This is a genomic window from Alkalibacterium sp. s-m-28, assembly GCF_054658175.1.
Genome location: NZ_BAAGIQ010000271.1, coordinates 1 through 470, shown reverse-complemented (window position 1 = coordinate 470; position 470 = coordinate 1). Strand labels below are relative to the sequence as shown.

At 32.6% G+C, this 470-nt stretch carries 1 pseudogene; it reads right to left on the bottom strand.

Features of this window, described 5'->3' with window-relative positions:
* Positions 1 to 266: 266 nt before the first annotated feature.
* Positions 267 to 470: pseudogene (locus ACYQ4S_RS12290) on the bottom strand (IS21 family transposase); the annotation flags it as partial.

The following is a 470-nucleotide window of genomic DNA, read 5'->3' as shown; positions in this document are numbered from 1 at the left end:
AATTTTAATATAAAAATTTTGCGTGCGATGATTAGGGTAATGATCCTTAATATACTTTTCAAACTTCTGTAGTAATTTATCTGCATCTTCACAACCGTCGGTTGAAATACTCATGGAAATCCCTCCTCTAATATGTACCTCAATTATTTGCTATTGACTCATTAATGTAAAGTAATATCTATCAGAAAACCGTTCAATAGTTCATATCACGGAGGACTTCACATTATTTTCAACTTAACATTAAATTTGTAATGTAAATCTTCACATTACAAATTGTCGCATATTAAACGAATTGTGGTACCGTCAAAATAGGTGAACATATTTATATGGCAACGTAGCCAGATATCACTTTTCATATCAAGCGTTGGTTCCACATAAGTGTATTGACTATAAGGAAGAGCTCCTACAAACAGATAGACAGTGGTTATTTCACCTGTGTCTGGATTTAATAAACTCATGGTTGAACCACT